Source organism: Nonomuraea sp. NPDC050790 (genome assembly GCF_044456745.1).
Lineage (GTDB): Bacteria > Actinomycetota > Actinomycetes > Streptosporangiales > Streptosporangiaceae > Nonomuraea.
Map to the genome: position 1 here is coordinate 242,976 of NZ_JBITGF010000004.1, position 23,047 is coordinate 266,022.

Annotated in this window: 22 protein-coding genes; 18 read left to right on the forward strand and 4 right to left on the reverse strand. The window is 72.6% G+C overall.

Annotated features, from left to right (window positions below):
- Positions 1-50 precede the first annotated feature (50 nt).
- The gene (locus ACIBEJ_RS21560; RefSeq protein WP_397184548.1) at positions 51-1,190 is read left to right on the forward strand and encodes a sensor histidine kinase; all 1,140 of its coding nucleotides are present in this window, start codon (positions 51-53) and stop codon (positions 1,188-1,190) included.
- Positions 1,187-1,852 carry a response regulator gene (locus ACIBEJ_RS21565; RefSeq protein WP_397184549.1) on the forward strand — a complete coding sequence of 222 codons (666 nt, stop codon included), beginning with the start codon at positions 1,187-1,189 and terminating at the stop codon, positions 1,850-1,852. The genes ACIBEJ_RS21560 and ACIBEJ_RS21565 overlap by 4 nt, the downstream gene beginning before the upstream one ends.
- 6 nt (positions 1,853-1,858) lie before the next feature.
- Here ACIBEJ_RS21565 and ACIBEJ_RS21570 read toward each other — a convergent pair whose 3' ends face one another.
- On the reverse strand, positions 1,859-3,040 hold the full coding sequence (locus ACIBEJ_RS21570; RefSeq protein ID WP_397184550.1) for a cytochrome P450: 1,182 nt from the start codon (positions 3,038-3,040) through the stop codon (positions 1,859-1,861).
- Positions 3,041-3,188: 148 nt separating this feature from the next.
- Between ACIBEJ_RS21570 and ACIBEJ_RS21575 the strand changes: the two genes are divergently transcribed.
- The 7 genes from ACIBEJ_RS21575 to ACIBEJ_RS21605 all read left to right on the forward strand — a co-directional run bounded on the left by ACIBEJ_RS21575 (position 3,189) and on the right by ACIBEJ_RS21605 (position 11,343).
- Positions 3,189-4,688 carry a peptide MFS transporter gene (locus ACIBEJ_RS21575; protein WP_397184551.1) on the forward strand — a complete coding sequence of 500 codons (1,500 nt, stop codon included), beginning with the start codon at positions 3,189-3,191 and terminating at the stop codon, positions 4,686-4,688.
- Positions 4,685-5,701 (forward strand): methyltransferase, encoded by a 1,017-nt coding sequence (locus ACIBEJ_RS21580; RefSeq protein WP_397184552.1) that lies wholly within the window; start codon positions 4,685-4,687, stop codon positions 5,699-5,701. Before ACIBEJ_RS21575 ends, ACIBEJ_RS21580 begins: the two co-directional genes overlap by 4 nt.
- Positions 5,698-7,182: an FAD-dependent monooxygenase gene (locus ACIBEJ_RS21585; RefSeq protein WP_397184553.1), complete on the forward strand. Its 1,485-nt coding sequence runs from the start codon at positions 5,698-5,700 to the stop codon at positions 7,180-7,182. The genes ACIBEJ_RS21580 and ACIBEJ_RS21585 overlap by 4 nt, the downstream gene beginning before the upstream one ends.
- Positions 7,183-7,285: 103 nt before the next feature.
- Positions 7,286-8,824, forward strand: coding sequence for an MFS transporter (locus tag ACIBEJ_RS21590; RefSeq protein ID WP_397184554.1), 1,539 nt, complete (start codon positions 7,286-7,288; stop codon positions 8,822-8,824).
- On the forward strand, positions 8,769-9,026 hold the full coding sequence (locus ACIBEJ_RS21595; protein ID WP_397184555.1) for an acyl carrier protein: 258 nt from the start codon (positions 8,769-8,771) through the stop codon (positions 9,024-9,026). Before ACIBEJ_RS21590 ends, ACIBEJ_RS21595 begins: the two co-directional genes overlap by 56 nt.
- 92 nt (positions 9,027-9,118) lie before the next feature.
- Positions 9,119-10,378: a cytochrome ubiquinol oxidase subunit I gene (locus ACIBEJ_RS21600; RefSeq protein ID WP_397184556.1), complete on the forward strand. Its 1,260-nt coding sequence runs from the start codon at positions 9,119-9,121 to the stop codon at positions 10,376-10,378.
- A gap of 11 nt (positions 10,379-10,389) precedes the next feature.
- Positions 10,390-11,343 (forward strand): cytochrome d ubiquinol oxidase subunit II, encoded by a 954-nt coding sequence (locus ACIBEJ_RS21605; RefSeq protein WP_397184557.1) that lies wholly within the window; start codon positions 10,390-10,392, stop codon positions 11,341-11,343.
- Positions 11,344-11,414: 71 nt separating this feature from the next.
- Here ACIBEJ_RS21605 and mppR read toward each other — a convergent pair whose 3' ends face one another.
- Complete coding sequence (gene mppR / locus ACIBEJ_RS21610) at positions 11,415-12,191, reverse strand: enduracididine biosynthesis enzyme MppR (protein WP_397184558.1); 777 nt, start codon at positions 12,189-12,191, stop codon at positions 11,415-11,417.
- A gap of 92 nt (positions 12,192-12,283) precedes the next feature.
- Here mppR and ACIBEJ_RS21615 point away from each other — a divergent pair, with 92 nt between their 5' ends.
- Positions 12,284-13,549 (forward strand): sensor histidine kinase, encoded by a 1,266-nt coding sequence (locus ACIBEJ_RS21615; RefSeq protein ID WP_397184559.1) that lies wholly within the window; start codon positions 12,284-12,286, stop codon positions 13,547-13,549.
- Positions 13,537-14,190 carry a response regulator gene (locus ACIBEJ_RS21620; protein ID WP_397184560.1) on the forward strand — a complete coding sequence of 218 codons (654 nt, stop codon included), beginning with the start codon at positions 13,537-13,539 and terminating at the stop codon, positions 14,188-14,190. The genes ACIBEJ_RS21615 and ACIBEJ_RS21620 overlap by 13 nt, the downstream gene beginning before the upstream one ends.
- Positions 14,191-14,226: 36 nt before the next feature.
- On the opposite strand, the gene ACIBEJ_RS21625 is transcribed toward ACIBEJ_RS21620, so the two are convergent.
- On the reverse strand, positions 14,227-16,191 hold the full coding sequence (locus ACIBEJ_RS21625; RefSeq protein WP_397184561.1) for an FtsX-like permease family protein: 1,965 nt from the start codon (positions 16,189-16,191) through the stop codon (positions 14,227-14,229).
- On the reverse strand, positions 16,188-16,937 hold the full coding sequence (locus ACIBEJ_RS21630) for an ABC transporter ATP-binding protein (protein ID WP_397184562.1): 750 nt from the start codon (positions 16,935-16,937) through the stop codon (positions 16,188-16,190). The genes ACIBEJ_RS21625 and ACIBEJ_RS21630 overlap by 4 nt, the downstream gene beginning before the upstream one ends.
- Before the next feature lie 190 nt (positions 16,938-17,127).
- Here ACIBEJ_RS21630 and asnB point away from each other — a divergent pair, with 190 nt between their 5' ends.
- The 7 genes from asnB to ACIBEJ_RS21665 are packed head-to-tail and all read left to right on the forward strand — an operon-like array spanning position 17,128 to position 23,045.
- Positions 17,128-18,969 carry an asparagine synthase (glutamine-hydrolyzing) gene (gene asnB / locus ACIBEJ_RS21635; protein WP_397184563.1) on the forward strand — a complete coding sequence of 614 codons (1,842 nt, stop codon included), beginning with the start codon at positions 17,128-17,130 and terminating at the stop codon, positions 18,967-18,969.
- Positions 18,970-18,988: 19 nt separating this feature from the next.
- A complete protein-coding gene (gene mppP / locus ACIBEJ_RS21640; protein ID WP_397184564.1) occupies positions 18,989-20,113 on the forward strand; it encodes an enduracididine biosynthesis enzyme MppP in 1,125 nt (374 codons plus the stop codon).
- Complete coding sequence (locus tag ACIBEJ_RS21645; protein ID WP_397184565.1) at positions 20,110-21,228, forward strand: PLP-dependent aminotransferase family protein; 1,119 nt, start codon at positions 20,110-20,112, stop codon at positions 21,226-21,228. The genes mppP and ACIBEJ_RS21645 overlap by 4 nt, the downstream gene beginning before the upstream one ends.
- Before the next feature lie 2 nt (positions 21,229-21,230).
- Positions 21,231-21,548, forward strand: a complete 318-nt coding sequence (locus ACIBEJ_RS21650) for a TcmI family type II polyketide cyclase (protein WP_397184566.1) — start codon at positions 21,231-21,233, stop codon at positions 21,546-21,548.
- A 3-nt stretch (positions 21,549-21,551) separates the two neighbouring features.
- A complete protein-coding gene (locus ACIBEJ_RS21655; RefSeq protein WP_397184567.1) occupies positions 21,552-22,004 on the forward strand; it encodes an SRPBCC family protein in 453 nt (150 codons plus the stop codon).
- 4 nt (positions 22,005-22,008) lie between these two features.
- Positions 22,009-22,473, forward strand: a complete 465-nt coding sequence (locus ACIBEJ_RS21660; protein ID WP_397184568.1) for an anthrone oxygenase family protein — start codon at positions 22,009-22,011, stop codon at positions 22,471-22,473.
- Positions 22,470-23,045, forward strand: a complete 576-nt coding sequence (locus tag ACIBEJ_RS21665) for an antibiotic biosynthesis monooxygenase family protein (protein ID WP_397184569.1) — start codon at positions 22,470-22,472, stop codon at positions 23,043-23,045. Before ACIBEJ_RS21660 ends, ACIBEJ_RS21665 begins: the two co-directional genes overlap by 4 nt.
- Positions 23,046-23,047 lie beyond the last annotated feature (2 nt).

Sequence of the window (23,047 nt, forward strand, 5' to 3'; positions counted from 1 at the left end):
GTCTTCCAGGCTCAGTCGAGGGGCGTTGGTTAGCGCCTACAGTGTTGCGTATGGTCCGCCGAATCCCGATGGACGTCGCGCAGGTGGTGGCGGTCATCGCGGTCACGATCGTGGGAACCGCCTTCATCGCACGCGAGTCGCCGCCCGGCGGACTGCCGCTCTGGCTGGGCTTCGGCCTGCTGGTGGCGATGTCACTGCCGCTGCTGTTCCTGCGGCGGGCGCCCGTGCTCGCGGTGGCGTCGGTCGTCGCCGGTGCACTGGTATACCAGGGTCTCGACTTTCCCGGGGGAGCTTCGACGATCCCGCCGTCGATCGCGCTGTTCACGGTGGCGAGCGGCGGCTACCGCAGGCTCGCCGGAGGCGGCGCGCTGGCGTGGCTGGCGGGCACCCTGATGCTGGGCTGGTTCGGCACCCGCCCGCCGGGCGTGCAGGGCACGGTGTGGTTCGTGACCTGGCTGTTCGCGATCCTCATCCTGGGCGAGATCTCGCGCAACCGCCGCGAGCAGCTCATCGCCGAGCGCGAGCGGATGGCGCAGGCCGAGCGCGCCCGCGAGGAGGAGGCCAGGCGGCGGGTGACCGAGGAGCGCCTGCGCATCGCCCGCGAACTGCACGACCTGCTGGCCCACAGCATCTCGGTGATCAACCTCCAGGCGGGCGTCTCGGAGCACCTGATCGACCGCGACCCCGAGCAGGCCCGCCGGGCGCTCGGCGACATCCGCCGGGTGAGCAAGGAGGTCCTGGTGGAGCTGAGGGGCGCGCTCGGGGTGCTGCGCGACGTGGACGAGGGCGAGCAGCCGCTCGCCCCCGCCCCCGGCATGGACCGCCTTCCCGAGCTGGTACGGCGGGCCAGATCCGGCGGCATCGAGGTGGACCTCACCCTGCCCGAGGACTGCCCCGAACTCCCCAAAACCGTGGATCTAGCGGTTTACCGGATTGTTCAGGAAGCTCTGACCAATATCATCAAACATGCCGGGGCCGCCCGCGCCGAGGTGTCGGTGCGCTGCTCGGGCGGCGAGCTGCTGGTGGAGGTGCGCGACGACGGCGTGGGCGGCACGCCCGGAGAGGGGAACGGTCTGGTGGGCATGCGCGAGCGCGCGGCGTCGCTGAACGGCGTCTTCGACGCGGGCCCCGCGCCGGGCGGCGGCTTCCTCGTCGAGGCCAGGCTGCCGGTGAGGGGGCTGGCGGCGTGATCAGGGTGGTGCTGGCCGACGACCAGCCGCTGATCAGGGCGGGCCTGCGGGCGCTGCTCCACTTCGAGACCGACATCGAGGTCGTCGGCGAGGCCGGCGACGGCCGCCACGCCCTGGAACTGGCCGCGCGGCTCAGGCCCGACATCGTCCTCATGGACGTGCGCATGCCAGAGATGGACGGCATCGAGGCCACGCGCCGCATCGCGGAGAACCCCCGCCTGGACGGCGTGCGCGTGGTCATCCTGACCACGTTCGAGCTGGACGAGTACGTCTTCAAGAGCCTGCGCGCCGGCGCCAGCGGCTTCCTCGTCAAGGACACCGAGCCGGCGATGCTGCTGCAGGCGATCCGGGTGGTGGCCGGGGGAGAGGCGCTGCTCACCCCCGGCGTGACCAGGCGGCTGATCGACGAGTACGCCGCCAAGTCGACCGAGGACCGCCCCACCCCTGAGCTGGACGTGCTGACCGACCGCGAGCGCGAGGTGGTCGCCCTGGTCGCGGCGGGACTGTCCAACCAGGAGATCGCCGATCGCATGGTGGTCAGCCCGGCGACCGCCAAGACACACGTCAGCCGGGCCATGATCAAACTGGGCGCGCGCGACCGGGCGCAGCTCGTGGTGATCGCCTTCGAGTCCGGCCTGGTCACGCCGCGCAGACGCCTGTGACCGCGCTCACCAGGTCACGGGCAGCTCGGGCAGGCCGCGGATGAGGTGCCCGCCCTGCGGGCGCAGCTCCTCCACCGGTACGGCCAGCCGTACCGAGGGCAGCCCCCGCAACATCCCGGCCAGCGCGAGCTCCAGCTCCAGCCGGGCCAGGCGGGCGCCCAGGCAGTAGTGCATCCCGTGGCCGAACGTGAGGTGCGGGTTGTCCTCGCGGCCGACGTCGAACACGTCGGGGTCGCGGAAGACGCCCGGGTCCCGGTTGGCCGCGGAGATCGCCGGCAGCACGGCCTCGCCCGCGGCGACGGTCACATTGCCCAGCTTCACGTCCTCGGTGGCGATCCGCAGCAGGCCGCCGCCGGTGGTGAGGGCGTTGTAGCGCAGCAGCTCGTCCACCGCGGACGGCAGCAGGCCGGGGTCGGCGCGCAGCCGTTCGAGCTCGGCGGGGTGGCGGAACAGGCACAGGAACGACAGCGCGATCTCGCTGGCGGTGCTGAGGAAGCCGCCGGTCAGGACGGTGGCGCCGAGCATGACCAGCTCGTCCTCGCTGAGCCGGTCGCCGGAGTCGCGCATCGCGATGAGCTCGCTGACCAGGTCGTCGCGCGGCGCGGCGCGGCGGTCGGCGATGAGCCCGGCCAAATAGTCTTTGAGCTCGGCGCGGGTGGCCGCCACCTGCTCGGGCGGGTACTGGGTGAGGCTGAGCAGGACGTCCACGAACCCGGCGATCGTGTCGCGGTCGGCGGCGGGCACCCCGAGCAGCTCGCAGATGACGGTGATCGGCAGCCGCCGGGCGAACAGCGTGACCAGGTCGGCGGGCGGCCCCGCCGCCTTCAGCGCGGCGACGAGCAGGTCCACCTCGCGTTCGATGACCGGGCGCAGCGCGGCGGTCCTGCGGTTGTTGAAGGCCGGTGAGACCAGCCGCCGCAGCCGCGTGTGCTCGGGCGGATCCATGCTGAACATCGAGGCCGGGTCCGGCGGGATCGGCTGCAGGCGGGGCGCGCCCGGCCGGGTGGTGTGGGCCCGGCTGAAGCGCTGGTCGCCCATCACGGTCTTGTTGTCCTCGTAGGTGGTGACCAGCCAGGCGGTGTCGCCGGTCGGGAAGGTCACCTTGCTCACCGGCTCCTCCCGCCTGAGCTGCTCGAACTCGGGCGCCGGCTCGCCGGGGCAGCGGGGGACGAAGGGGAATCTGCGCATGCCCCCAGCCATACCGGGCGGCCGTCGTGCGGACGTTGAGCGGCGTTGGAGACGACTCGGGCACCAAGGAGACACAAACCCGGCACAAGATCCGGGTGCCAGCATCGCTGCCGACGGACCGGCCCCCGAGCGACGGGAGTGGATGCCCATGGCGCCTTCGCTGCTTCCCTGGCGACAGCCGCGCTGGTTCAGCACGCTGTTCATGACCGACCTGTGGGAGCGATTCAGCTTCTTCGGGATGATGGCCATCCTCTTCCTCTACGCGACCAGCCCCGACGGGCTCGGTATGCCTCCCGGCAGCGCCGGCGCCCTGGTCGGGCTCTACATCTCGGCCACGTTCGTCGCCTCGGTGCCGGGCGGCTGGCTGGGCGACCGGGTCTTCGGGCCGCAGCGCGCGGTCCTGTCCGGGGCGATCCTCATCGCCTGCGGCCACCTCACGCTCGTGGTGCCGGCCGAAGCGACGTTCTACCTGGGCATCACGCTGATCGCGGCGGGAACCGGCCTGCTCAAGCCGAACCTCTCGGCGCTGCTCGGCTCCTTCTACCCGCCCGGCCAGGCGGCCGAGCGGGAGGCGGCCTTCTCCGTCTTCTTCGTCAGCATCCAGGTGGGCGCGCTGCTCGCCCCGCTGATCACCGGATTCGTGGGCGAGACCGTCGACTGGCATCTCGGCTTCGGCACCGCCGCGGTCGGGATGGGCATCGGCATCGCCGTCTTCGCCCGCGGCCGCAGGCACTTCGGCGAGGTGGGGCGCGAGCCAGGCCAGCCCGCCGAACCGGCCACCGTGCGCAGGCTCCGGCTGTGGAGCGCCGTGATCGTGGCCGTCGTGGCGGCCGGGCTGGTCGCCGCCGCCGTCCAGGGCGTGCTGCGGGTGGAACTGCTCGTGGCCGTAGTGGGTCTGCTGGTGCTCCTCGCGCCGGTGCCGTACTCGCGGGTGATCCTCAAGCGGGCCACCCCCGAGGAGAGGGTACGGCTGCGCGCCTACGCCTGGGTCTTCCTCACCACGACCGTGCTGTTCCTGCTGGTCAGCCAGAGCAACTCGGTGCTCAACCACTTCGCCGCGGTCTCGACCGACCGGCAGGTGGGCGGGTTCCTGGTGCCGGCGAGCTGGTTCCAGTCGCTGCACCCGCTGTTCGTGCTGCTGGCGGCGCCGGTGCTGGCCCGCGTGTGGAGCGGGCCGGCGGGGCGGCTGGCCGTACCGGTGAAGCTGGCGGCGGGACTGGTGATCGCGGCCGGGAGCTTCCTGCTCATGGTCTTCGCCGCGCAGAGCCCGGCGGCCTCCCCGCTGTGGCTGGTCGTGGTCTACCTGACGCTGTCGATCGCCGAGCTGATCATCGGCACGGTCGGGCTCGGCGTGACCGCGATGGTCGCGCCCGCCGGGGCCACCAGCCAGCTCATGGGGCTGTGGTGGCTGGCCGGGGCGGTCGGCGCCGTCGTCGGCGGCCAGTTCGCGCGGCTGGCCATGCCCGGCGGGCCGGGTCCGCAGGCCGCCGCCCAGGGCCCGGGGCCCGGCTACTTCCTCGCGCTCACGATCCTGCCCCTCATCGTCGCGGCCGCGCTCGCGCTGGCCCGCACCCGTATCGCCGCCCGGTTGCGACCGGGCCCCGCACACCCGTCCTTCCAGCTCACCACCGATGGAGGTCCCGTATGACCAGCGAGATGACCGCGCCCGCCGTCAGCGCAGAGCCGCTGTGGCGCCTCGGCACGGCCTACTTCAGCCGCAAGACGGTGCTGACGGCGGCCGAGCTCGGCGTCTTCACCACCCTGTCCGGCGCGCCGGCCTCGTCCGACGAACTGGCCAAGCGCCTGGAACTGCACCCGCGCGGCGCCCGCGACTTCTTCGACACGCTCGTGGCGCTCGGCGTGCTCACCCGCGAGGGCGAGATCTACCACAACACCCCGCTGGCCGAGCACTACCTCAACTCCGACCGGGCCTCCTACGTGGGCGCCTTCCTGAACGCGGCCGACGCCCGCTGGAACCAGCTCATCGACGCCCTGCGCACCGGTGAGCCGCAGAACCGGTGGGGCTCGGGTGCGCAGATGTTCACCGAGCAGTACCGGACCACCGCCGCCTGGCGGAACTTCACCGCCGGCATGGACTACCTGAACGGGATGATCGGCCCGGTGCTCGCCGAGGCGTTCGACTGGTCCAAGGTCACCTCGGTGGTCGACGTGGGCGGGGCGCGCGGCAACCTGGCCGCGGCGATCCTGCGCCGCCACCCGCACGTCGAGGCGGGCGTCATGGACCTGCCCGGCGTCGCGCCGGTCTTCGACGAGCACATGACCCAGCTCGGGCTCACCGGGAAGATCACCTTCCACCCCGGCAACTTCTTCGAGGACCCGATGCCCGGCGCGCAGGCACTGGTCATGAGCCACGTGCTGCACGACTGGGGGGTGAGCGAGCGCGAACAGCTCGTGGCCGCCGCCTTCTCCGCGCTGCCGTCCGGCGGCGTGCTGCTGATCTGCGACCCGATGATCGACGACGATCGCCAGGGACCGGCCGGAGCGCTGCTGACCAGCCTCAACATGCTCATGGTCACGCCGCACGGCTCGGAGTACACGCGCGCCGACTGCCGCTCCTGGCTGGAGAAGGCCGGATTCACCGGCCTGACCGAGGCCGAGCTCGGCACGCACAACACGCTCATCACCGCCCGCAAGCCATGAGCGAGACCGAGGTACTCATCGTCGGCGGCGGCGTGGTCGGCCTGTCGGCCGCCGCCTTCCTGGCCTGGCACGGCGTCTCCTGCCGGGTGGTGGAGCGCCGCGCCGACCTGTCCATCCACCCGAGGGCGCGGGGCTTCAACCCGCGCGCGGTCGAGCTGATGCGCCAGATCGGCCTGGAGCCTGCCGTACTGGAGGCCAGCAGGGGCTTCGCCGGGCACACCATGCGGGCCCGGGTCGAGAGCCTGACCGGCCGGGAGATGTTCCGCGCCGACCTGCCCACCGCCACCGACCTGGACCGGCTCAGCCCCTCGCCGTGGGCGCTGTGCAGCCAGGACCGGCTGGAGCCGCTGCTGCGGGCGCACGCGGTCGAGCTGGGCGCGCGGGTCGGCTTCGGCGTCGAGCTGTCGGCCTTCGAGCAGGACGGCGAAGGCGTCACCGCGACCGTGCGCAGCAGGACCGACGGTACGGCGGAGCGGATCAGGGCCCGGTACCTGATCGGCGCCGACGGGGTGCGCAGCCGGGTCAGGCAGCGCCTCGGCATCGAGCTCAAGGGCACGCCCGCACTGCTGCGCCAGCTCAGCATCGTGTTCAAGGCCGACCTGCGCGAGTACCTCGGTGACCGCCGCTTCGCCATCTGCCAGGTGGTCAACGACACCGTCGAGGGGCTGCTCGTCCACGACGACACGCTCACGCAGGGCACCCTCTACATCCAGTACGACCCGGCCAAGGGCCAGAGCTCGGCCGACTACCCGTGGCCGCGCTGCGTCCAGCTCGTCAGGGCCGCGATCGGCGCCCCCGGCCTGCCGGTGCGCATCCTCGACACCCAGTCGTGGGAGCTGTCGGCCCTGTCGGCCACCCGGTACGGCGACGGCCGCGTGTTCCTGGCCGGGGACGCGGTCCACGTGATGCCTCCGGTCGGCGGCTTCGGCGCCAGCACCGGCATCCAGGACGCGCACAACCTCGCCTGGAAGCTGGCCCACGTGCTGCGTGGCAAGGCGGGGCCGGAACTGCTCGACACCTACGAGGCCGAGCGCGCCCCGGTGGCGGAGTTCACGGTCGAGCAGTGCCTGCGCAGGGTCACCTCGGGCACCGGCTTCGGCCGCCCGCCCGCCGACGCGGGACTGCTCGACGACCTGACGCTCACGCTGGGCTTCCGCTACGGCCAGGGCGACTACGCCGAGCCGGTGGGCGAGCCGGGCACCCGGGCGCCGCACGTCCAGCTCGGTGACGGCCGCTCGACGCTCGACCTGTTCGGGCGCGAGCCGTGCCTGCTGACCGGGTCCTCCGGTGAGCGGTGGCGCGCGGCCGTACCTGATCTGGAGGTGCACGTCGTGCGGGAGCCGGAGTGGGCGGCGCGCTACGGCGTGGAGCCGGACGGGGCCGTGCTGGTGCGGCCGGACGGGATCGTGGCCTGGCGCGGCACGGAACCCGGGGAGCTTCCGGACGCGCTGGCGCGCGTCCTGTGCCGGGAAAGCCGGTGAAGGGCGTGGTCATGCACGTGCTGGAGCAGATCGCGAAGGCCGGGGTGTTCTGGATCTGGTTCCCGGTGCCGGAGGAGGAACGCCAGGAGGAAGAGGAGTGGCGATGGTGAGCACCGGAACGCGCCGCCAGAGCGTGGCGCTGCCGCTGGTCGCCGTGGCGCTGGCGCAGTTCCTGGCGATGGTGGACCTCAACATCACCGCGACCGCGCTGCCCGCGATCGTGGGCGAGTTCGGGCGGCTGGACCTGTTCGCCTGGGTCACCACGGGCGCGGTGCTCGCCTCCACCGTCACCACCCCCCTGTACGGCAAGCTCAGCGACGTCCTCGGCCGCAAGCAGGTCTTCGTGCTCGCGCTGGCCCTGCTGACCGCCGGGTCGGTGCTGTGCGCGCTGGCCCAGTCGATGCCGCAGCTCGTGCTCTTCCGCATCGTCCAGGGCGTCGGCGCGGGCGGCCTCATGGTCTCGGCCATGGCCATCTACGCCGAGCTGCTCACCCCCGAGCAGCGGATGCGCTACCAGATCTGGTTCGCGACCACGCTCAACGCCTCGGCGGCCATCAGCCCGTTCCTGGGCGGCCTCATCACCGACTGGATCGACTGGCGCTGGACGTTCTGGCTGACCGTGCCCGTGGCGCTGATCGCGGTCGCGCTCATCGCCAGGACCCGGCTGCTGCCCAGGCCCGAGGCGCCGGTCCGGATCGACTACCTGGGCGCGGCGCTGCTCGGCGGCGTGTGCACCTGCCTGGTGCTGGTCAGTAGCTGGGCGGGCGGCGCCTATGCGTGGGGCTCGCCGGTGGTCGTCGGGCTGGGCGCGGCGGCGGTCGTGCTGCTGATCGCCTGGCTGCGGGTGGAGCGCCGGGCCGAGCAGCCGATCATCCCGCTGCGGCTGTTCCGCGACCCGGTGCTCGTGGTCGCGAACGTGCAGGGCTTCGTCACCGGCCTCACGATGTTCGCCTCGGTCACGTTCCTGCCGCTGCTCATGGTGGCGCGCGGCGAGTCGGCCACCGGTGCCGGGCTGGCGCTGATCCCGCTCACCGCCGGATCGCTGATCGTCTCCCTGGGCCTCAGCTCGCTCATGGCCCGCGCCGCCCGGCCCCAGTTGTTCGCCGTGCTCGGCGGCGTGCTGCTCACCGGCGGGCTGGTCGCGCTGGCCGGGGCGAGCGGGCCGGCGATGCTGGCCGGCGCGCTCGTGTTCGGCATCGGGCTGGCGCTGATCTTCCAGGTCTACTCCGTGGCCGTCATGAACCACGCGCCCCGCTGCGACCTCGGGTCGGCCATCGGGCTGCAGTCGCTCAGCCGCCAGCTCGGCGGCACGCTCGGCCTGGCCGCGCTGAGCGGCGCCTTCCAGGCCAAGCTCGCGGCCGAGCTGGCCGCCCGCGTGCCGGAGAACCAGCTCGGCCAGGCCGTGGCCGCCGCCGGCGACCCCGAGACGGTCAGCGCGCTGCCCGAGGCGCTGCGCGCCGCGGTCACCGGCGGCTACGGGTCGGCGCTCACGCTGGTCCTGCTCGCCGCGGCCGCCTGCGCGGGCGTCGGGCTGCTGGCCACCCTCGTGCTCAAACTGCCCAACCCAACGAAGAAGGGAAGCGACCATGACCGTGTTCACCCTGGACGACCTGCGGCGCATCATGAGGGAGGCCGCGGGTGAGGGAGAGGCCGTCGACCTGGACGGCGACATCCTCGAGACGCCGTTCGCGGACCTGGACTACGACTCGCTGGCCGTACTGGAGATGACCGTGCGCGTCGAGCGCGAGTTCGGGGTCAAGCTCGGCGACGACGAGGTCGGCGGCGTGAAGCTGCCCAGCGAGTTCATCGACCTCGTCAACAGCCGGCTACCTCAGGGGGAGTAGCCGCTCGCGCCCACTGCGTCCGCCGGGGTAGGCGCGGAAACCTCCTCACGGCGGACGCCCCCTTCCGAACCGGACTGACAGGCTGGTGAACCATGGACAACCTGCTGTTGTCGAGGCTGCAGTTCGCGACGACGACCTCGCTCCACTTCCTCTTCGTCACGCTGACGCTGGGGCTGGTGCTGTTCGTGGCGGGCATGCAGACCGCCTACACGATCACCGGGAACCCGGTCTATCGCCGCATGACGAAGTTCTGGGGCAAGATCTACGTCGTCAACTACGCGGTCGGCATCGTCACGGGCCTCGTGATGGAGTTCCAGTTCGGCCTGAACTGGAGCGGCCTGTCGAAGATGACGGGCAACGTCTTCGGCGTGCCGCTGGCCCTGGAGACGCTGATCGCCTTCGTCGCCGAGGCCACCTTCCTCGGCATGTGGATCTTCGGCTGGGACCGCATCCGCAAGGGCGTCCATCTCGCGCTGATCTGGCTGGTGGCGCTCACCGCCTACGCCTCGGCGTTCTGGATCATGGTGGCCAACGCGTTCCTGCAGCATCCGGTGGGCTACGAGATGCGCGGTGACCAGGCCTACCTCACCGACTTCGGCGCGCTGCTCGCCAACAGCAACCTCATCGACACGCTGCTGCACGTGATCTCCGCCGCGGTGCTGGCCGGCGGGCTGTTCGTCGCGGGGATCAGCGCCTGGCACTTCATCAAGCGCACCCAGGAGACCGACGTCTTCCGCCGCTCGATGCGCTGGGGGCTCGTCGCCGCCCCGATCGGCGCGTTCTCGATCATCCACTGGGGCTTCCTCCAGGAGGTCGTGATCGAGAAGACCCAACCGGCCAAACTCGCCCAGATGTACGGCGAGCCGGAACGCATGGCCGCCGCGCAACAGGCCATGGAGCAGCAGTTCGGTCCCGGTGACTGGGCGCCGCCCGGATGGATCGGCGTGCCGTACCAGATCATGATGAACAGCGCCTTCATCATGGCGCTCATCCTGCTCGTCTGCCTCATCCTGTTGTTCCGCAACTGGGTGGTACGGCTGCGCGTGCCCCTCTACGTGCTCGTGGTCATGGTGCCGCTGCCGTTCGTCTCGGTGATCGCCGGCTGGCTGGTGCGCGAGGTGGGCCGCCAGCCCTGGACCGTCTACGGCCTGCTCACGACCGACAAGGCCGTCTCCGATCTCCCGGCCGCCGTCGTGCTGCTCTCCTTCGTCGGGTTCACGCTGGTGCTCGGCACGCTGGCGGTCGTGGACTACGTGCTGATCGCGCGCCTCGTCCGGAAAGGCCCGGACGACGAGCTGTTCGGCTCCACCCTCGAACAGGTGGCCAAGCCCGCCTCTGCCCACAGCTTCTGAAGGAGCAGACCATGGACCTCCTCTGGCCGATCCTGCTGGGCCTGCTGTTCGCCGGGTACTTCGTCGTGGACGGCTTCGACATCGGCGCCGGGCTGCTGCTGCGCCGCCTGGGCGGCGGCGAGTACGAGCGGCGCGCCGTCCTCACCTCCATCGGCCCCTTCTTCCTGGGCAACGAGGTGTGGCTGGTGGCCGTCGGCGGCGTGCTCGCCGGCGCCTTCCCGGTGATGAAGGACCACCTGCTCGGCGGGCTGTACCTGCTCATCGTGGCCGGGCTGCTCATCTGGGTGGTGCGCGACGCGGCCATCTGGTTCCGCAGCCGCCGCCCCTCGCCGCGCTGGCGGGCCGGGTGGGATGCGATGCTCGGCGCCTCCAGCGGGGTGTTCGCCGTCTTCTGGGGGCTGCTCGTGGGCGCGCTGCTGACCGGGCCGCCGCCGCTGACCGACCGCTGGCTCGTGGCCGGGATCAACGCGGCGGTGTGGGCCGTGGTGATGGTGCTGCTGTTCACCACCCACGGCGCCGTCTTCCTGGCCGCCCGCCTGCCCGCCGACCTCGCCGCCCGCGCCGTCGCCACGGCCACCCGCCTGTCGCGCCCCGCCGCCGGGCTGCTCGCCCTCGCCTCCCTCGCGCAGCTCGCCGTGCCCGGCCCCGGCGGGATCGCCACGACCGCGGCGGTCGTCCTGCTCGGGCTGCTCGCCGCCGCCGCGCTCTGGGCCGCCCCCGCCGCCCTCGCCAAGTCCCGGTACGGCGCCGCCGTCGCGCTGACCTCCACGGCGGCGGCCGTACCCGCGGTGCTGGCGAGCCTGCGGCTGGCCGGCGGCCTGACGGACGTCACCGCGGACCCGGCGACGCTGGGGGTGCTGAGCGGCTTCCTCGTCGTCCTGGTACCGGTGCTGGCGGCGATGCAGGCGTGGATGTGGTGGACGTTCCGCCGCCGGGTGCACTCCGGCACGGTGGTGTTCTTCTGACCGGTGTGCTTCTGGCCCTGAGCGGCTCAAGGCCCCGGGACGGCTTTCCGTCCCGGGGCCCGTGCGTGCGCTCAGCCCAGGCGGCGCCCGCCCACCAGCGTCTCGGCGTAGCTGAAGGCGTATCCGGCGCCGACCTCGACCGGCGCCAGCGAGGCCAGGTCGGCGTCGGCGCCCGGCAGCAGCTTGAAGGCGCCCGACCCACTCCACACCGGCCCGAACTCCACGTCCCGCACCGCCGAGGCGACGAGCTGGCGCAACGGCTTCTCGCCCGGCACCCAGGCGGGGAAGTGCCGGTTGTGCACCAGCGGCACCGCGTGCAGGTGCGGCGGACGCGCCGGCTCGGCGAGCGTCACCGACACCTCGGCCACCCGCCGGTCGCGCACCGCGAGGCTGGCGGCGAAGCGCCCGCCCGGCGCCAGCCTCGGCCCGGCCCTGCCCACGTCGACCGGCCTGGTCAGGTGCACCGACCCGAACTGCTTCGGCATGCCCTGCACCCAGCCGCGCATCAGCGGCACCGCCTCGTCCACCCACGCGTACGGGCAGCGGGCCATCGGCTCGCCGCCGAACGAGCAGCCCAGCAGGATCAGAAACTCGGAGAACCGGCTGCCCGCCGGGTCCTCCAGCTCGGCGCCCGACTCCGAGCACCACTGCCACTCGGCGAACACCGCGGCCGCGGCGCCGGGATCGGGCCCGAGCTCCAGCTCCGGCGGCAGGAATCGGGCGGCGGCCGCCGGATCGACCCGGTAGTCGACCATGACCACCTCGCCGGAGAAGTACCACGGCGGGGCGGTGAGGGCGGAGGAGCCTCCGGACGGGGACAGCGGCAGGGAGTACCCGGTCAGCGTCATGTCCCGCAGCCTAGGAAGCGCTCAGGAGATCGGCAATGAGCCTCCATCCCGCCTGGCGCGCGCCTCTAACCAGGCTCAATTCCCTCATTAGGATGAGGATCGTGGGGATCCAGGGCGGGCCGTGGGAAGGGCTGGTCACGGCGCCCGCGCGGGTTCCGCTCAGCTCCCGGCCCTGGCGCTCGGCCGCGTACCTGCTCGGCGGCTTCCTCGTCGCGGTCGTCTGGCTGGCGGGGACCGTCGTCCTGCTCGTCGTCGGCGTGGTGACCGTTCCCATCGTCGTCGGGGTGCCGCTGCTGCGCCTGCTGCCGCGCTGGGCCGAGACGCTCGGCCGGGTCGAACGGGCCAGGCTGCGCCTGATCGACGGCCGCCCCGCCGCCGACCCGCACCGCGGCGGGCCGCTGCTGCGCGAGGCGGCCACCTGGCGCGAGGCCGGGCACGGGCTGCTGCTGTGCCTGCTCGGCCCGCTCAACGCCGTCACCCTGCTCGTGCTCGCGCTGCTGGCGGGTGGCCCGCTGCTGGCCCCGTTCTGGCGCCTGCTGCCGTTCTCGCCGTCGGCCAACCCGTCCTGGCAGAAGGTCACCTCCGACCCGGCGCTCGCGTGGGGCGCCTCGCTGGCCGGGCTGCTGCTGCTCGTGCTGGCCGCCTACCTGGTGACCGCGATCGCCGCGGCGGAGGCGGGGCTGGCACGTACGCTGCTCACGCAGCCGCCCGAGGAGCTGGAGCTGCGGCTCATCGAGGTGGACCGCTCGCGGGCCAGGCTCGCCGACGCCTTCGACAGCGAGCGCCGCCGCCTCGAACGCGACCTGCACGACGGCACCCAGCAGCGGCTCACCGGGCTGATCATGACGCTCGGGCTGGTCAAGATGGAGCTGGCCGGAGCCGATCCCGAGGCCAGGAAGCTGGTCGAGCGGGCCCACAAAGAGGCGGGGGAGACGCTGGCCGAGCTCCAGGACCTCGTACGCGGCATCCACCCGGCCATCCTGACCGACCGGGGACTCGAAGGGGCCTTGGCCGAGGCGGCCGAGCGGTCTCCGGTGCCGGTGACCGTACGGATGGAGACCTCGCACGGACGCCCGCCGGAGTCGGTGGAGTCGGCCCTGTACTTCGCGGGCTGCGAGGCGCTCACCAACCTCGCCAAGCACAGCGGCGCGAGCCGCGCGGAGCTGCTGCTGCGCGACGCGCCCGGCCACATCGTGCTGCAGGTGAGCGACGACGGCGCGGGCGGCGCCGACACCGCGGCGGGCACCGGGCTGGTCGGCCTGGCCGACCGGGTGGCGGCGGTGGGCGGCACGGTCAGCCTGTCCAGTCCTGAAGGCGGGGGCACGACCCTGCGGGTGGAGGTCACATGGACGTCGTGATCGCGGACGACGCGGTGCTGCTGCGCGAGGGGCTGCGCCACATCCTGGAGCGCTTCGGCCACCGGGTCGTGGCCTCCGTCGGCGACGCGCCGTCGTTGCTGGCCGCGGTCGACCGGTACCTGCCGGACGTCGCGGTCGTGGACGTGCGGATGCCGCCGGGCTTTCGCGACGAGGGGCTGCGCGCCGCCCTGCGCATCCGCACCGAGCACCCGAAGGTCGCGGTGCTGGTCCTGTCGCAGTACGTGGAGCGCTCGTACGCGATGGAGCTGCTGGAGTCCGGCTCCGGGCGGGGCGTCGGCTACCTGCTGAAGAACCGGGTCGGCGAGATCGAGGACTTCCTCGACGCCGTCACCCGGGTGGCCGCCGGGGGCACCGCCATCGACCCGACGGTCGTGGTGCGCCTGCTGGAGAACCGCCAGGACCCCGGCCTGGAGCGCCTGACGCCGCGCGAGCGGGAGGTCCTCGCGCTCATGGCAGAGGGCCGCTCCAACAGCGCGATCGCCCGCGAACTCGTGGTCACCGAGGCGGCGGTGCTCAAGCACGTGGGCAACATCTTCGCCAAGCTCCTGCTGGAGCCGAGCGACGAGGAGCACCGCCGCGTCGCGGCGGTGCTCCGCTACCTACGCGAGGGCGCCCGCTAGCTTCGCGAGGGCGCCCGCTGTCTGCGAGGGCGCAAGCTAGGCGGCGGCCTCGGCCACGGAGGTACGGCGGCGCAGCAGCAGCGCGGTGGGCACCAGTGCGGACACCACCACGACCAGCACGCAGGCCAGCGCCACCAGCCCCGCCTCGGTCCAAGGAAAGGCGGTGGGCACCTCCAGCCCGAGCCCGCCCAGCACGCCGCGCAGCCCCAGCACCGCCACCACGGTGACCGCGCCGCCGAGCAGCACGCCCGTGGCGGCCACGCACAACGCCTCCCACAACGCCATCCGCAGCACCTGCGCCCGCCGCGCCCCCAGGAACAGCAGCCGCGCGAACTCCCCGCGGCGCGCCCCGAACGACAGCGCCGAGGTGTTGGCCACCGCGATCAGCGTGTACGCCACGGCGAACCCGGCCAGCGCGATGGCGCCGATGCGCATGCCCTCCTGCCTGGCCCCGCTCACCGTGGTCATGATCTCCACGGTGTCGAACACCTTCAGTTCGGGCCAGCGCTTCTCCAGCTCGGCGCGGACCGCCGCGGGCCGGTCGGCGGAGACGTGCACGGCGCTCCAGCCCGCGTTCTCGCCCTGCAGCAGGCCGGGCGGCACGAGCAGCCCGCCGCCCAGCGGGGAGCCCTCGTAGAGCGCGGCCAGCTTGGGCGTGGCCTTCACCCCGCCCATGAGTCCCAGCTCCACCTTCTCGCCGAGCTTCCAGCCGAGCGCGGCGGCCTGGCGCCGGTCGGCCGCCACCGCGCCCTGACGCAGTTCTGCCAGGTTGCCCTCGACCTTGGTCAGGTTCATGACGCGGCCGATCCCGGTCGGGTCCACGCCCTGCGCGGGCACGGTGCGGGTGGTGCGGTTGGCGTGCACCTCCACCTCGCCCGACGTCACCCGCACGGCCGCGCCCACTCCGGCCTGCCCGCCCAGCCAGCGGGCCGCCTCGGCGCTGTCGTCGCCGGACATGACCAGGTCCGAGCGCCACACCTGCCTGGCGTCGGCGGCCATGGCCTCGCCGAGCAGGGTGGTGCCGCCGAGCAGCGACCCGGCCAGCCCGACGGTGATGAGCACCGGCGCGGCGGTGGCGGCGGTGCGCCGGGCGGCCATCCGCACGTTCTCCCTGGCCAGCTCGCCGGTGGCGGCGGTCCAGCGGGTCAGCGGCGCGGCCACCAGCGCGCTGATCCAGGAGGCGAAGACCGGCGACAGCAGCGCGAAGCCGATCACCAGCGGCATCGAGACGAACATCGTCAGCGGCATCCGCCCGTCTGGCGGCGCCACCGGCACCAGGGCCAGCATGCCGCCCCCGGCGGCCAGCGCGGCCAGACCGCCGAGCCAGCGGCCCTTCCCGATCGGCCGGTCGGCGAGCGCGGCGGCGCGCAGGGCCTCGACGGGACGGACGGCGGCGGCCCTGCGGGCGGCGGCCACCGTGGCGACCAGGCCCACGAGCACGCCCGCGGCGAAGCAGCCGGCCAGCGCGCCCGGCGACAGGCTCGGGGTGAAGGCGGCGGGCAGGAGCTCCTGCGCGCGCAGCAGCGCCGCCATCGCGGCCATGAACGGCCCGGCCAGCAGCACGCCCAGCGTGGAGGCCACGACCGCGGCGAAGGCCGACTCGGCCAGCACCATCCACCGCACCTGCTGGGGCGCGGCGCCGACGGTGCGCAGCACGGCCAGTTCCCTGCGCCGCTGGGCGACGATGAAGGCGAAGGTCCCGGCCACGACGAAGACGGTGACGAAGGCGCCGATCACGGCCAGCATGACCAGCAGGGCGCCGGATTCCGACACGGCCCGCCGTACCGCCTCGGGGGTGCCGGGCGGGAGGGCGGAGCCGGAGGCCAGCATCGAGGTCGCGGCGCCCGCGAAGGCGACGCCCAGGGCGAGCGCGATCACCGCGCCCGCGAACCCGGACAGGCGGGCGCGCAGCGTGCGCCACGCGACCGACAGCAGCGTGCGGGTGCGCACGCCCCGCCGCGCGGGCAGGGCAGCGACGTCGAAGGGGCTGATGGTGGTCACGCTGCCTCCAGACCGGCCAGGCGCGCGGCGACCGTGCTGGAGCTGGGCTGGCGCAGCTCGTCCACGAGCAGGCCGTCGGACAGGAACAGCACACGGTCGGCGTGGGAGGCGGCGAACGGGTCGTGCGTCACCATCACCACGGTGTCGCCGCGCTCGTCCACGAGGCGGCGCAGCAGCGCCAGCACCTCGCGGCCCGACTTGCTGTCGAGGGCGCCGGTGGGCTCGTCGGCGAAGATCACTTCGGGCTGGGCGGCGATGGCGCGGGCGATGGCCACGCGCTGCTGCTGCCCGCCGGACAGCTCCGCGGGCCGGTGGCCCATGCGCTCGCCGAGGCCGACCAGCGTGAGCACCTCGCGGATCCACTCGCGCGGCGGGCGGCGGCCCGACAGCCGGATCGGCAGCGCCACGTTCTGGGCGGCGGTCAGCGAGGCGATGAGGTTGAAGGACTGGAAGACGAAGCCCAGTCGGTCACGGCGCAGCTCCGTGCGCTGCCGCTCGTTGAGCGCGCCCAGATCGGCGCCGCCGATGAGCACCTTGCCGCCGGTCGGCTGGTCGAGCCCGGCGGTGCACTGCAGCAGCGTGGACTTGCCGGAGCCGGACGGGCCCATGATCGCGGTGAAGGAGCGGGCGGGGAAGGTGGTGCTGACCCCGCGCAGCGCGGCGACCTCGTTCGGCGCCTCGCCGTAGACGCGGGAGAGGTCGATCAGGCGTACGGCGTCCGTCGTCACTGAGGCGGTCTCTGTCATGGGTCCCAGTCAACCGAGATCGGGACGGAAAGACCCGGGCGGCGACGAGAGATCCCGGGGTGGTGCCAGCACTACCACCGCGTGACCAAGCGGGCTGGCTCCTGTCTGGATCACGGCTACAGGCCGCGCCGAAACCGGGTTGCCACCATACCGAGGCAAGCGTCCCCGAATCGCGCGGAGGAACTGGCGGATGGCCGGCATCGCAGGATGGGTGGATTTCCACCGTGATCTCGCATTGGACCGCAGCATCGTGCTGGCGCAGCTCGGCGCCCTCGCGTGGCGCGGCTCGGACGGCGAGGGCCTGTGGGCCTCCTCGCGCGCCGTGCTCGGCCACCGGCGCAGGGCGGCGCTCGACCTCGGCGGCGGCGCCCAGCCCATGGCGCACGGCGGCGCCGTCCTCGCCTTCGACGGCGAGATCTACAACCACGACGCGCTGCGCGGCGAGCTGAAGGCGCTCGGCCACACGTTCGCCACCCGCAGCGACACCGAGGTGCTGCTGCACTCCTACCTGGAGTGGGGTGAGCGCTGCCCCGAGCACCTGGACGGCATGTTCGCCTTCGCCATCTGGGACACCGGCCGCGAGCGGCTGCTGCTGGCCCGCGACCGCATGGGCGTCAAGCCGATGTTCTACTACCCGACCGTCTCCGGCGCCGTCTTCGCCTCGGAGCCGAAGGGCGTGCTCGCCCATCCGCTCGTCGAGCGGGTGGCCGACCTCGACGGCCTGCGCGAGCTGCTCGCCTTCACCAGCAGCGTCGGCCGCACCCCGGTCAAGGGCATGCGACGCGTACGGCCCGGCGAAGTCGTCACCGTCAGCCGGTCAGGCGTCCACGAGCACCGCTACTGGAGCCTGGAGGCCAGGCCGCACACCGACGACCACGACACCACGGTGGCCCGCATCCGCGAGCTGCTCGAACGCTCGGTGGCCCAGCAGCTCGACGCCGACGTCCCGGTGGGCGTGCTGCTGTCGGGCGGACTCGACTCCAGCTCGGTCGCCGCGATCGCCGCCAAGACGCTCGCGGACCGGGGCGAGGGCCCGCTGCGCACGTTCACCGTCGGCTACCCCGGCGGCGCCGCGGGCGGCCCCGGGCCGATGCGGGCCAGTGAGGACGCGCCCTACGCCCGCGAGGTCGCCGCGCACATCGGCTCCGAGCACGAGTTCGTCGAGCTCGACGGCGTCGCCGTCACCGACCCGGTGCTGCGGCGCACCGCGGTCGCCGCCCAGCAGGACCTGCCGGTCGCCGCGCCCCAGTTCCCCGCCTCCCTGCGGGCGCTGGCCAGGCGCATCAGCGAGAAGGTCAGCGTCGTGCTGGCCGGCGAGCAGGCCGACACCGTCTTCGCCTCCTTCATGGGCATGGACCGTCCCGAGGTCGTCGCCGCCCAGACCTATCCGTGGGTCGCCGCTACCGCCCACCACCTGCCGCCCGACGGGCTCGGCACCGGGCTGTTCGCCCCCGACCTGCTCAAGGAGCTCGACGTGCCCGGCTACTGCGCCGAGCGCTACCGCGAGGATCTGGCCGGCATGCCGTACCTGGAGGGGGAGGAGCAGGGCGAGCGGCGCATGCGCGAGATCTACTACCTGCACCTTCAGGGGTGGCAGGAGTTCGGCTGCGCGCTCGACGACGGTGTCAGCCTGGCCGGCGGGCTGGAGCTGCGCTGGCCGTTCTGCGACCACCAGCTCGTCCAGTACCTCTTCAACGTGCCGTGGGCGACGAAGACCTTCGACGGCAAGCCCAAGAGCCTGCTCAGGGCGGCCGTCGCCGACCTGCTGCCCGCCTCCGTCCTGGAGCGGGGGCCCAGCCAGTTCCCCACCGGCCGCGACCCGGGGTACGCGCCGCTGCTGAAGTCCGAGCTCGGCCGGCTCCTCGACGACTCCGGCGCGCCCGTCCTGCCGCTCATCGACACCGGCAGGGCCAGAGCCTTGCTGGACTCGCCGATCGAGCCCGCGCGGGCCTGGCGTGACCTGACCGACATGGAGTCGGTCCTGCAGATCAACCAGTGGCTAGACCAGCACAGCATCCGGATTTCCCGGTAGAACACGACGGGGCGTAGAGATGATCTCGAGCAATGTCAACCTCACCGAACTCGAAATCCTGGCTCTCGACAGCGAGCTGAACGTGGCCGACGGCCACGCCCGCCAGGAGCTCAGCGACGGCCAGCAGCGCATCATCGACGAGCTGTCCACGCTCTTCCAGAAGGCCGCGCTGCAGCCCATCGCCGACCTGGAAAGGACCGCCCACCGGACCTTCTTCCAACTGCTCGGCCAGCACCGCTACCCGGTGGGCGACAACGCGGTGCTGAGCTGCTACGCCTCCTCGGTGGCCATGGAGATCCTGGCCAGGTCGCTGGTCACGACGTCCGACGCGGTCGCGCTGGTCCACCCGACCTTCGACAACATCCCCGACATCCTGCGCGGCGTGGGGCTGCGGCTGGTGCCGGTGGAGGAGGACCCGCTGCACACCGGGGACCCGGCGCTGGCCGTACCGGAGGGGGTGGGATGTGTCTTCATCACCACGCCCAACAACCCGACCGGCCGCGTGCTGTCGGCCCGGCGGCTGGCCGAGATCGCGCGGGTGTGCGAGGAGCGCGACGTCGTGCTGGCCCTCGACACCTCCTTCCGCGGCTTCGACACCCGCGCCCACTACGACCACTACGCGGTGCTTGAGGCCAGCGGCTGCCGGTGGGTCGTCATCGAGGACACCGGCAAGCTCTGGGCGACGCTCGACCTCAAGATCGGCCTGCTGGCCTACAGCCGCAACATCGGGCTGCCGATCCCCAAGATCTACTCCGACATCCTGCTCGGCGTCTCGCCGTTCATCCTGACGCTGGTCGAGCACTTCGCCGAGGACGCCGCCAACGGCGGCCTGTCCGACCTGCACGCCTTCATCGCCGAGGGCCGCGCGATCGTCCGCGGCGTCCTGGGCGACGTGCCCGGCGTCAGCTTCCCCGACCCCGACAGCCGCGTCAGCGTCGAACGGGTCGACCTCGGCCACCTGAGCTGCGACGACATCTGGGACGAACTGCACAAACGACAGGTGTACGCGCTGCCGTGCACCCAGTTCCACTGGGCCGACCCCGCCAGGGGCGACCGGTCGCTGCGCATCGCGCTGGCCAGGCCGCACAGCTCCGTCCGCGCCGCAGCGGAGGAGCTGCGCGCCGTCCTGCTGGCCGCGGGGTGAGCCCGTACTGGCGTACCGGAATCGTGCAGGACGTCGCGCCGCCCGGGATCACCGACCTGGCCCCCGGCTACCTCGACCCCGCCCTGCTCCCCGTGGACCTGCTCGCCGCCGCCTACGAGAAGGCCTTCTCCCGGTACGGCCCCGCCGCCCTCACCTACGGCGACAACCAGGGCGTCCAGCCGCTGCGCGAAGCCCTCGCGCGAAGGGCCGGCTGCGGCCCGGAGAACATCCTGATCACCGCGGGCACCTCCCACGCCCTGCACCTGCTGGCCACCACGCTGGCCGAGCCGGGCGACGTGGTCCTGTGCGAGCCGACCGCCTACGACTACGGCAAGCAGATCTTCACCGACCGGGGGCTGCGCCTGGCCCCGTTCGCCGCCGACGAGGCAGGACCGGAGCCGGACGCGCTGGCCGCGGCCATCCGCAGGCATCGGGCCGTCGGCAGGCGGGTCGCGTTCGCGTACCTCATCCCGACCTTCCACAACCCGACCGGGCGGCTGGTGGGGGAGGAGCGGCGGCTGGCGCTGCTGGACGTGGCCCGCGAGCACGACGTCCTCGTCGTGGAGGACGACGCCTACGCCGAGCTGTGCCTGGACGAGCTGCCCATGCCGAAGCCGATGGCCGCACTGGCCGGGTACGAGGGCGTGGTCAGGCTCTGCTCGTTCGCCAAGACGCTCGGGCCGGGGCTGCGGCTCGGCTGGATGCTGGCCGCGCCCGGCATGGTGGCCTCCGCCGCCGCCAGCGGGCTGCTGTCCAGCGGCGGCGGGCTCAACCACCTGGCCTCGCTGGCGGTCACCACGCTCATTGAGGACGGCGGCTACGACACCAGGCTCACCATGCTCCGCAAGGAACTGGGCGCGCGCCGCGACGCCCTGGTCAAGGGCCTCGGCACGGCCTGCTTCTCCCGGCCGCCGCACGGCGGGTTCTTCCTGTGGGTGCGCGGCGCCAGCGAGGAGCACATGCTGGCCGCCGCCGCGCGGGCCGGGATCCGGGTGGCCGCGGGCTCCCGGTTCGGGCGGCCGCCGACGCCCGCCGTACGCCTGAGCTACAGCTTCAACCCCCCGGACACCCTCTTCCAGGCCGGCCGCCGGCTGACCCAACACCAGAAGGGATGACCATGCAGCGCACGCTCATCGTGGCGAAGATGGACGCGGCCGACGCCGACGCCGTCGCCGCCCTGTTCGCCAAGTCGGACGCCTCCGACCTGCCCCACCTGATCGGGGCCTCGCGGCGCACCCTGTTCCGCTTCCACGACCTGTACTTCCACCTGGTCGAGGCGGACGAGGACATCACCGACGGGCTGTACAAGGCCAGGAGCACCGAGCTGTACAAGGAGCTCAACACCGGCCTCAGCGCGTTCATCTCGCCCTACGACCCGAACTGGCGTGAGCCCAAGGACGCCATGGCCACGCCCTTCTACCACTGGGAGGCCTGAGCAATGGCCGGCCACACCGACAACGCCATCGACATCGCCGCCCCGCTCGACCTGGTCTGGAAGATGACCAACGACGTCGAGTCGTGGCCCGAGCTGTTCAGCGAGTACGCCGCCACCGAGATCCTCGCCCGTGACGGCGACACCATCAGGTTCCGGCTCACCATGCACCCCGACGCGCAGGGCAACAAGTGGAGCTGGGTCTCCGAACGCACCTCCGACGCCGAGACCAGGACCGTGCGCGCCCACCGGGTCGAGACCGGCTGGTTCAAGTACATGAACATCTTCTGGGAGTACACCGAGACCGCGCCCGGCCAGGTCCGCATGCGCTGGGTCCAGGACTTCGAGATGAAGCCCGTCTCCCCGGTGGACGACACCGCCATGCGCGAGCGCCTCAACACCAACACCGCTGTCCAGATGAAGCGGATCAAGGGCCTGGTCGAGCAGGCGGCGGGCTGATCCGATGGGCGTCCTGGTCTCACAGATCTCCATCGCGCTGAGCGGCCTGGTCGCGGGCATGCTCCTGTGGTCGGCGATCGGCGGCGTGCCCTGGATGCGCCGCCTGCCCGCCGGCGAGTACGTGCGGCTGCACCAGTACTGGTCGCCCCGGTTCGACCCGCTCGGGCCGATCATGGTGGTCGGCGTGCTGGCGTGCGACGTCTACCTGCTGCTGGTCGCGCCCACGAAGGGCGCCCAGTACCTGCTCGGCACGCTCATCGCCGCCCTCGTCGCGGTCATCGTGATCTCCGCGACGCGCAACGCCGTGCTGAAGAAGCGGGTCATGCGGCTCGACCCCGACGACCTGCCCGCCGACTGGCAGGAACGCGACCCGCGCCCCGCCTTCGGCAAGTGGAACATGGTCAGGACCGTCATCACCGTCCTGGTGTTCCTCGGCAACGTCGAGGCGATGGCGGTGTACACGCTGTGACCTTCCGCGTGCTGCTCGACATCCAGGTACGGCCCGGCCAGGAGGACGCCTTCGAGCGCACCTGGCGCGAGGTCGCCGAGGGCATCGCCGCCCACCCCGCCAACCGGGGACAGAGCCTGCTGCGCGGCGAGGACGCCTACTACGTGATCACCGACTGGACCGACGAGTCCGCGTTCCGAACCTTCGAACTCAGCCCCGCGCACGTCGAGAACCGCGCGCGGCTGGCCCCATACCGAACAGGAGGCTCCATGGCCACCATGCCGACCGACCACGAGCGGGTCCGGGTCATCCTCTGGTACCGCGTGCCGAAGGAGGAGGTGCAGCCGCTGTCGAAGACGTACCAGGAGATCAGCGAGCAGCTCGTCGGCACCCCCGGCATGCTCGGCAACGAACTCCTGCACTCCCAGGTGAACGAGACCACCATGGCCGTCACGAGCTACTGGGAGAGCTACCAGCACCTTCAGGACTGGGTGCACAGCAGCAGCCACCGCCACACCAGCCCGCTGCGCCCCTACCTCGACACCGACCGCGAGCAGCCCTACGAGACCTTCACCGTGGTCTCGGCGTTCTAGGA

Bases quoted from the DNA above. Each gene is read 5' to 3' on its own strand.
- asnB (WP_397184563.1), top strand. From the start codon at position 17,128: ATGGCCGGCATCGCAGGATGGGTGGATTTCCACCGTGATCTCGCATTG.
- ACIBEJ_RS21590 (WP_397184554.1), top strand. From the start codon at position 7,286: ATGGTGAGCACCGGAACGCGCCGCCAGAGCGTGGCGCTGCCGCTGGTC.
- ACIBEJ_RS21600 (WP_397184556.1), top strand. From the start codon at position 9,119: ATGGACAACCTGCTGTTGTCGAGGCTGCAGTTCGCGACGACGACCTCG.
- ACIBEJ_RS21605 (WP_397184557.1), top strand. From the start codon at position 10,390: ATGGACCTCCTCTGGCCGATCCTGCTGGGCCTGCTGTTCGCCGGGTAC.
- ACIBEJ_RS21595 (WP_397184555.1), top strand. From the start codon at position 8,769: ATGACCGTGTTCACCCTGGACGACCTGCGGCGCATCATGAGGGAGGCC.
- ACIBEJ_RS21575 (WP_397184551.1), top strand. From the start codon at position 3,189: ATGGCGCCTTCGCTGCTTCCCTGGCGACAGCCGCGCTGGTTCAGCACG.
- ACIBEJ_RS21660 (WP_397184568.1), top strand. From the start codon at position 22,009: ATGGGCGTCCTGGTCTCACAGATCTCCATCGCGCTGAGCGGCCTGGTC.
- ACIBEJ_RS21580 (WP_397184552.1), top strand. From the start codon at position 4,685: ATGACCAGCGAGATGACCGCGCCCGCCGTCAGCGCAGAGCCGCTGTGG.
- ACIBEJ_RS21650 (WP_397184566.1), top strand. From the start codon at position 21,231: ATGCAGCGCACGCTCATCGTGGCGAAGATGGACGCGGCCGACGCCGAC.
- ACIBEJ_RS21655 (WP_397184567.1), top strand. From the start codon at position 21,552: ATGGCCGGCCACACCGACAACGCCATCGACATCGCCGCCCCGCTCGAC.
- ACIBEJ_RS21570 (WP_397184550.1), bottom strand. From the start codon at position 3,040: ATGCGCAGATTCCCCTTCGTCCCCCGCTGCCCCGGCGAGCCGGCGCCC.
- mppR (WP_397184558.1), bottom strand. From the start codon at position 12,191: ATGACGCTGACCGGGTACTCCCTGCCGCTGTCCCCGTCCGGAGGCTCC.
- ACIBEJ_RS21615 (WP_397184559.1), top strand. From the start codon at position 12,284: ATGAGGATCGTGGGGATCCAGGGCGGGCCGTGGGAAGGGCTGGTCACG.
- ACIBEJ_RS21630 (WP_397184562.1), bottom strand. From the start codon at position 16,937: ATGACAGAGACCGCCTCAGTGACGACGGACGCCGTACGCCTGATCGAC.
- mppP (WP_397184564.1), top strand. From the start codon at position 18,989: ATGATCTCGAGCAATGTCAACCTCACCGAACTCGAAATCCTGGCTCTC.
- ACIBEJ_RS21620 (WP_397184560.1), top strand. From the start codon at position 13,537: ATGGACGTCGTGATCGCGGACGACGCGGTGCTGCTGCGCGAGGGGCTG.
- ACIBEJ_RS21560 (WP_397184548.1), top strand. From the start codon at position 51: ATGGTCCGCCGAATCCCGATGGACGTCGCGCAGGTGGTGGCGGTCATC.
- ACIBEJ_RS21585 (WP_397184553.1), top strand. From the start codon at position 5,698: ATGAGCGAGACCGAGGTACTCATCGTCGGCGGCGGCGTGGTCGGCCTG.